Consider the following 7,208-nt stretch of genomic DNA (forward strand, 5'->3'; position numbering starts at 1 on the left):
GCCGGCACCTTGCGCAGGTTGTCGGCGTTCATCTGGCGCAGGGTCTGCACGGCTGCCAGTACACCTTGCGCGGCCGGAGCGGCGCGCAGTTCCAACACATCCAGCAAGGCCGGCGTGTAACGGCGCAGGGAAGCGAAGTTCTCGCCGACCAAGTGCAGGTGGTCGAAACCCTCCGGCCGGGCCAGCAGCTCGGCTTCGCTGACGCTCTCGGTGAACTCGTCCCAGGGAATCACCGCCTCGATGGCGGCATAGGGGTCGCTGCCGGCTTCCTTGGCCTCCAGCAGCGCCTGGCCGATCTTGGAGTACAGGCGCACCTTGTCGTTGATCGCCTTGCCCTGCTTCTGGAACTGCTGCTGATGCTTGTGCTTCGCGCCGCTGAACAGCTTGACTAGGATGCGGTCGTGCAGATCCACCAGCTCATCAATCACGGTTGCAGTGCTCTCCAGCACCACGGCGGCCAGGGTCGCATAGCGCCGCTGCGGCTCGAACTTGCCGAGGTCTTTGGGCGTCATCTGCCCACCCTCGCGGGCCAGCTTGAGCAGGCGGTTCTGGTGGATGTGCCGGCCTAGGCCTTCGGGCAAGTCCACCAGCTGAAATGTCTTCAGCCGCTCGATGTGCTCAAGCATGCGCCGAGAGTTGGGTTTCAGCGGTGCCTGGCGCAGCCAGGTCAACCAGGTGATGCTGCTGCCGGCCTTGAGCTTCAACAGCTCGTCCAGCTTGGCCCGATGCGAGTCCGTGAGCGGTTCAACCAAGGCGCGGTAGACCCGCCGATTGGCCCGTGCAATGGCCTCCGAGCAAGCCCGGTCGATCACGCTCAACGCCGGCAGGATGCGTCGTTTCTGCCGCAGGCTCTCCAGCGCCTGACCGGCCAGCAGCAAGCCCTTGTCGGTCTGTTGGGCCAGTTCGGTTAGCTCGCGCACCAGGGCGCGGAAGTCGGACAGGCCGGAAGCTGAAATGATGCCTAAATGACACCATATTGCCGGAAAAGGAGACGATCATGCTTGCTGAGGCCCTTCTGGATCACGGTTATTCTGCTTACCGTGCTCGGCTGAAAGTGCTGCTAGATATCCCTGAATCTGCCGGCAGCTTTGAGATTCACCTCAGGATCAGCTGTGGTTTTTCCGCAGCTAGACTCATGAAACTCGCTGACGAGGGAGTGGTTTCGCCGCAGGCTAGAGAGCAAATAATCCCGCTGCGAACCTTGAAAAACCGGATCACACGTAATCAGCCGTTGACCATTGAGGAAAGCGACCGGCTCTTCCGAACAGTCCACATTACGGCGATGGCTGAGGCGATTTTTGGTGACGCCGACAAGGCAAGGAGGTGGCTGTTCAAGCCCAAGAAACGACTTTCCGGCATGATGCCAATAAATTTGCTCACAACCCTGCAAGGCACGAGTCAGGCTGAAGAGATGTTGCTGCAAATCTCGGAAGGCTTCGTTCTGTGATTTTGCGACGCGGGCCTGCCCCCTCATCACTGGTCCAACTCAGTTGGCCGAGGTTAATCACCCCCTGACTAGTCTGCAGATTTCTTTACATATTTTTCCTTGTCGACACTGAGTTCAGCAGATGCGCGATGACCGCTTTGTCGCCCTGCATCTGGTATCTGGGCATCGAGGTGCTAAACAAAGTCAGCGGCGGCCCGGCGCTGATCCTGCCTCCGGCACCCCGCCGTCCACAGCATTGGCCTGACTGGGCGCTGCAGGCTTGAGCTGCGACACCCCCACCAGGACCAGCGCCAGCCCTGCCAGTTGATAGAGGGAGATCGCCTCGTTCAACAACGCCCAGGAGGCCAGGATCGTCAGCACGGGCCCCAGGTTGCCGACGGCGGCGGTGTGGGTTGGGCCCATTCGCTGAATGGCCAGCGCCATCCAGTAGATTGGCAGAACGGTGGAGAACAGCGCCATGAGCGCCGCATAGAGCCATACCGGCCGCGGCACCACCAGCAGCTGGGCCATGTCGGTCGAGGCGCCGTAGTGAACCAGCACCATCAGCGCCGACGCACTGCCCGCCAGACCGGCCAGCCGCATCGAACCGAGGCGCTTCAGCATGACGCCGGTGCCCAGATAGTACAGCGCATAGGTAACGGCACTCGCGAAGACCCAGGCCGCCCCCAGGATGACCTGCCCACCCATGCCCGCGGTGCTGATGTCGTGCAGGAGCGCCACCCCAAGCCCCATGTAGCAGACGCCCATGGCCAGCAGCGTGCGTCGGCTCGGCCGCTCGCGAAAAATCACGACCTGGAAGAGCAGGATCAGCGTCGGATAGGTGAACAGGATCAGGCGCTCCAGTCCGGCGCTGATGTATTCCAGCCCGTAGAAATCGAAGAGGCTGGACAGGTAATAGCCGAACATCCCCAGCAGCAGGATGCGCGCCCCATCCGCCAGCGAGAGCCGCCCTTCCCCCGCCCCGCGGCTCAGCCACAGCAACCAGAGGAACAGCGGCAACGCGAAGCCAAGCGTTCTCAACTAAGCATTCAGGCACCCCCGGGCCCTCGTACGAGGAAGCAGAGGAAGCAGCACAGTCGTTCATTGGGTTCAAAAGCCATAGGTTTCCTGGTTGCTTTGTGTGCGGGCCAGAGCGCACGCAAAACGACGGCCTATGTATCTTTCCTGGCCCGCTGAACAACACCTCCACGATTGCTGCGCCGTGGACGCCCGACGCGTCGCTCGCCGACAAATCGGGAAACCTGCGGCCAGAATTCTTGTGGGCGGCGCTCGACTGCACGGGAGCTTTCACTTCTTTCCCGCTACCCGATGGCGTCGCGATTGTTCTCGGCGAACTGGCCGCCTCCATCTTGGGCGTCGTCAAGCCTGGGGATCGTTGTATTGTCCTCGGCTGGCCTTTGGGGGTGGAGGGCCGCAAGCGTCTAGCTGGTACGGCCATCTACGCACCGAACGACCGCCTCGTTGCCTTGGCCCGGGCTGTTTGGATCGAAGTTCCCTCAAGCACCTGGAGCTGAGGACAAGAGGCATCTGCGTGGAGACGCCCACCCCTTCCATCGAGCGGACATCTTCCGGCAAGCCTCCTTTCGCGGAAGGGTCAATCGCGAAGCCAGGCTTCAACGGTGATTCTGCAGAAGGTTGATCCGCGCCTTCACGCAGCCTGGCAATGGTAAAGGGGACAGATTAATTTTAGCTTCTCTAATTTCACCCCACATGCATGCAAGCCAAACGCGCGCATTGTGATGGGGCCTTTAGTCAGTGAGGTTCCCGGGATCGACCACGGCGTGCGTATAGCCGCATCATCAGGCCCTCGAACCTTCGCAAGCGCGGACTATTGGTCTGCCTTGCTCCCGGATCCGCCATCTCCGTTGGCCTGACGAACGCTCCGGCGCAGTTCTTGTGGCGTCCGCCCAATGACTCGCACGAAGCAGCGCAGCATGTGATCGGCATCGCCGAATCCGGCGCTCCTGGCGATCTCCTCGAAAGTCTGATGCCCGTCCTCAACCAGCGGCCTTGCCGCCTCGATGCGAAGGCGCTCGATCGCTTTGGCCGGCGTCACCCCGATGGATGCCGCGAATACACGGCCAAACTGACGCACGCTCATATGCGCGACGTCAGCCAAGCGCTCGACTGACAGATCATCACGCAGATGATCGCGCGCATAGCTCAGCACCGTGCGGATGCGATCTGAGCCAGGGTCGAAATCCAGCAGCGAAGAGAACTGGTACTGACCACCTGGCCGTCGATAGTAGACAACCAGCATGCGTGCGACGGAGCGCGCCACCTCTTTGCCCAGGTCCTGCTCGATCATGGCCAAGGCCATGTCGATGCCAGCCGACATGCCTGCGGACGTCCAGACATTCCCGTCTTCGGTCCAGATTCGATCTCCGTCCACGCGCAGCGACGGATAGCGAGCCTGCAGTTGCGGAGCATAGTTCCAATGCGTGGTAGCGACACGACCGTCGAGCAGGCCGCTCTCGGCCAGCACGAAGGCGCCAGTACAGACGCTGGCCGTGCGGCGAGAGCGCAGGGACATGTGCCGGATCGCGGTCGCCATCGACATCGTCCAGTCACCGATCGGAGCGGCCGGTGCGCCGACGATGATGAGCGTGTCGAGGCGGTCGACGACTTCCAATGCTTCGGTCGCGACCTGCAGTCCGCTCGAGGCGCGGATCAACCCGCCCTCAAGCGAAGCGACCGTGAATCGATAGCCCGAAGGGCGCGCGCTATTGGCGTTGGAGAAGGCTTCGAGCGGGCCACTCAAATCCAGCAATACGAAGCCCGAATAAACCAAGAAACAAACGTGACGTGGCATGACCTGAACGCCAATAGCCCGGCAGAAGAGTCATTAGACGCGCCTCCTGTTTGGCAGGTCAACGGGTGCAACAACGGGGCTCGGCCGTTGCCAGATCCGGCCATTCGCCTGGAAGCGCTCGTCTGGCCATCCAAGTGCACCCGCCTCACTCGAGGTGGCTGCGCTTGTCGGCCGAAATCCAGGGACAAATGTCCTATTCGTACCAGCCTCTCGCCGTACCGTACTCGCACCACCCCACTTCGAGGACATGCAAATGACCTTCAACAAGACTCACCCCAAGACAATGCTCTCCTACGCCGCCGTGTTGGGGGCCATCCTGATGGCGCCTGGCATCAGCTTCGCCGCCGAGAACTCCTATGCCGACCCGGTCAAGCCCGCGCTCCCGGCCTCCACTTTTGAATGGGATCTAAGTCGAACCGCTCTGGTCGTGATCGACCCGCAGATCGACTTCATGAGCCCGGAGGGTGCAGGCTGGCCGGTGTTCGGTGCGAGCGTTACCGAGCAAAACCTGGTCCCGAATCTGCGCCGGCTCTTCGCGGCGTCCAAGAAGGCTGGAACGACCGTCGCCATCTCGCCGCACTACTACTATCCCCACGATCATAAATGGGAGTACGAGGCGCCGGCGGAGACCGTTCAGCACAAGCTTGGCCTCTTCGATCGCAAGGGCGCCTTGACGCTGGATGGATTCCGTAACTCGGGTGCCGACTTCATGCAGGAGTTCAAGCCCTTCATTGAAGACGGCAAGACCATCGTCGCATCACCGCACAAGTTGTATGGCCCCCAAAGCAACGACCTGATGCTGCAGCTGCATAAGCAGCGGGTTGACAAGATCATCCTTGCCGGTATGGCCTCCAACCTGTGCGTCGAATCGCATCTTCGCGAGTTTCTGGAGCGCGGTTTCGAGGTGGTCGTCGTACGTGACGCCATCGCCGGACCGAAGCTTCCTGACGGCGACGGCTACGGTAGTGCACTGGTCGACTTCCGCTACATTGCCAACGGTCTGCTGACGACCGACGAGGTAGTGAAAAAGCTGGAAGGACGCTGACCGCGGGTAGAACCAATTTCCCAACCAGGCACGGGAGCCCTTGTTGCTCCCGTGCTAGCCAACTGACAAGGAGTCACCCATGAGCAATACCAAAACCTTCGGGCCTGCCAGCCCGGACCGGCGAGATTTTCTGGTGCTAGGCTTGAGTGCCGCGGCCCTGGCTGCCGTTTCCCCGGCGTCCTTCGCTGCACTCTCGTCCGTCCACTCTCCTTCCATCAACCGCGGAATCATGACCATGAGCACAGTGACTACCCAAGATGGCGTTGAGATCTTCTACAAGGACTGGGGCCCGAAGGACGCCCAGCCAATCGTGTTCCACCATGGCTGGCCGCTCAGCGGTGACGATTGGGATAGCCAGGCCCTGTTCTTCGTTGGCCTGGGCTATCGCGTCATCGCGCACGATCGGCGCGGCCACGGCCGGTCCGCTCAGGTGAGCGACGGCCACGACATGGACCACTACGCTGCGGACGTCGCGGCGTTGGACGGAGCCGCACACTGGTTTCACCAACGGCCTGCCGGCGAAGGTGCCGAAGCCGGAACCCATCAACCACTGGCAACGAGCAGCCCAGGCCATCGATGAGGCCATCATTGAAGCGCGACACAACCCGGAGACGGCCCGCTTGCTGTTCACACTGGCGTCCTACGGGCGACGCGACCCCGAATCCCTGGAACGTTTGCGCGCCACGTTCACCAAGGAGGGCATCCCGCCGGAGTTTTTGTCACATTACGAGCCTGAATGGCCGTTTGCAGGTCTTAGACTAAATGACGGGTTAAGTGACAGTTTTTGACGGCGAGAACTTTCTGGCTCACACTGTCACATAATCGAACGTATATGTGACAGGTACGACATGCTGATAGGCTACATGCGGGTATCGAAGGCGGACGGCTCCCAGGCTACCGATTTGCAGCGCGACGCGCTGATTGCCGCCGGGGTCGATCCAGTACATCTTTACGAGGACCAGGCATCCGGCATGCGCGAGGATCGGCCCGGCTTGACGAGCTGCCTGAAGGCGTTGCGAACTGGCGACACACTGGTCGTGTGGAAACTGGATCGGCTCGGACGCGACCTGCGACATCTCATCAACACCGTGCACGACCTGACTGGGCGCGGCATCGGCTTGAAGGTATTAACCGGGCACGGCGCGGCCATCGACACCACGACCGCCGCCGGCAAGCTGGTCTTTGGCATCTTCGCCGCCCTGGCCGAGTTCGAGCGCGAGTTGATCGCGGAGCGCACGATTGCCGGCCTAGCCTCGGCCCGCGCGCGCGGGCGGAAAGGCGGCCGGCCGTTCAAGATGACCGCCGCCAAGCTGCGGCTGGCGATGGCGGCAATGGGTCAGCCAGAGACCAAGGTCGGCGACCTGTGCCAGGAACTTGGCGTCACGCGGCAGACCCTGTATCGGCATGTTTCACCCAAGGGTGAGCTACGTCCAGATGGCGAGAAGCTACTCAGCCGAATTTGATGCCGGCATGAGGCAACGTAGCGACAGCGTGGTTTGTCTCAATGGGAAGCGCTCATGATCGATCTTTGAAGGCCCGCAGCAGTCGTGTCACAGACAGGACGAACAAACCGGTCAGCGTGAGGGCTGCGATACCCCAGTACTCTCCGATGAACGCGCCGGCCGTCGTGCCGGCCAGCACAATGGCGAGAATCGGCAAATGGCAGGGACAGGTGAGCACGGCCAGCGCGCCCCACAGGTATCTCGGACGGCAAGCGCTCGGGGCTGTTCATGGCAGACTCTCCGCGTGCTGTGCCGGCTCGGTCGGCATGGTGGCCAACTGCACCTCCAGATCGGCCAACGCTTCGCGCCGACGCTCGACGAACTGGCGCAGAACGGCAAGCTGCGCGGCCGCTTCATCGCCGTCCGCAGCATCCAGCGCCCGGCACAGCCGCGCCAGCGCGT

Annotated in this window: 5 protein-coding genes and 4 pseudogenes; 5 read left to right on the forward strand and 4 right to left on the reverse strand. The window is 61.9% G+C overall.

The features are described 5' to 3' along the window. Positions 1–944 (reverse strand): annotated as a pseudogene (locus tag HMPREF2886_RS31855) (DUF4158 domain-containing protein); the annotation flags it as partial. A gap of 53 nt (positions 945–997) precedes the next feature. On the opposite strand from HMPREF2886_RS31855, the gene HMPREF2886_RS31860 reads away from it, so the two are divergent. Next, positions 998–1,447: an antitoxin Xre/MbcA/ParS toxin-binding domain-containing protein gene (locus HMPREF2886_RS31860; RefSeq protein ID WP_031634204.1), complete on the forward strand. Its 450-nt coding sequence runs from the start codon at positions 998–1,000 to the stop codon at positions 1,445–1,447. A gap of 183 nt (positions 1,448–1,630) precedes the next feature. On the opposite strand, the gene HMPREF2886_RS31865 is transcribed toward HMPREF2886_RS31860, so the two are convergent. Together HMPREF2886_RS31865 and HMPREF2886_RS31870 are read right to left on the reverse strand one after the other, a co-directional pair. Further along, complete coding sequence (locus HMPREF2886_RS31865) at positions 1,631–2,467, reverse strand: DMT family transporter (RefSeq protein ID WP_078464872.1); 837 nt, start codon at positions 2,465–2,467, stop codon at positions 1,631–1,633. An 808-nt stretch (positions 2,468–3,275) separates the two neighbouring features. Beyond that, the gene (locus tag HMPREF2886_RS31870; protein ID WP_031634206.1) at positions 3,276–4,259 is read right to left on the reverse strand and encodes a GlxA family transcriptional regulator; all 984 of its coding nucleotides are present in this window, start codon (positions 4,257–4,259) and stop codon (positions 3,276–3,278) included. 319 nt (positions 4,260–4,578) lie between these two features. Here HMPREF2886_RS31870 and HMPREF2886_RS31875 point away from each other — a divergent pair, with 319 nt between their 5' ends. The 4 genes and pseudogenes from HMPREF2886_RS31875 (at position 4,579) to HMPREF2886_RS31885 (ending at position 6,767) form a co-directional block, all read left to right on the forward strand. Next, entirely contained in the window at positions 4,579–5,304 is a 726-nt protein-coding gene (locus HMPREF2886_RS31875; RefSeq protein ID WP_031634207.1) for a cysteine hydrolase family protein, read from the forward strand. Positions 5,305–5,539: 235 nt separating this feature from the next. Next, positions 5,540–5,827 (forward strand): annotated as a pseudogene (locus HMPREF2886_RS35365) (alpha/beta fold hydrolase); the annotation flags it as partial. Beyond that, positions 5,784–6,092 (forward strand): annotated as a pseudogene (locus HMPREF2886_RS34045) (TniQ family protein); the annotation flags it as partial. The pseudogenes HMPREF2886_RS35365 and HMPREF2886_RS34045, both read left to right, overlap by 44 nt. Before the next feature lie 60 nt (positions 6,093–6,152). Continuing rightward, on the forward strand, positions 6,153–6,767 hold the full coding sequence (locus tag HMPREF2886_RS31885) for a recombinase family protein (protein WP_000904941.1): 615 nt from the start codon (positions 6,153–6,155) through the stop codon (positions 6,765–6,767). Positions 6,768–6,819: 52 nt separating this feature from the next. Here HMPREF2886_RS31885 and merE read toward each other — a convergent pair. Next, positions 6,820–7,036, reverse strand: a pseudogene (gene merE, locus HMPREF2886_RS34050) (broad-spectrum mercury transporter MerE). Positions 7,037–7,208 lie beyond the last annotated feature (172 nt).

The sequence above is a fragment of the Pseudomonas sp. HMSC066A08 genome (genome assembly GCF_001813025.1).
Lineage (GTDB): Bacteria > Pseudomonadota > Gammaproteobacteria > Pseudomonadales > Pseudomonadaceae > Pseudomonas > Pseudomonas aeruginosa.

Coding starts and splice junctions, on each gene's coding strand:
- HMPREF2886_RS31860 (WP_031634204.1), top strand. CDS start 998: ATGCTTGCTGAGGCCCTTCTGGATCACGGTTATTCTGCTTACCGTGCT.
- HMPREF2886_RS31870 (WP_031634206.1), bottom strand. CDS start 4,259: ATGCCACGTCACGTTTGTTTCTTGGTTTATTCGGGCTTCGTATTGCTG.
- HMPREF2886_RS31875 (WP_031634207.1), top strand. CDS start 4,579: ATGGCGCCTGGCATCAGCTTCGCCGCCGAGAACTCCTATGCCGACCCG.
- HMPREF2886_RS31885 (WP_000904941.1), top strand. CDS start 6,153: ATGCTGATAGGCTACATGCGGGTATCGAAGGCGGACGGCTCCCAGGCT.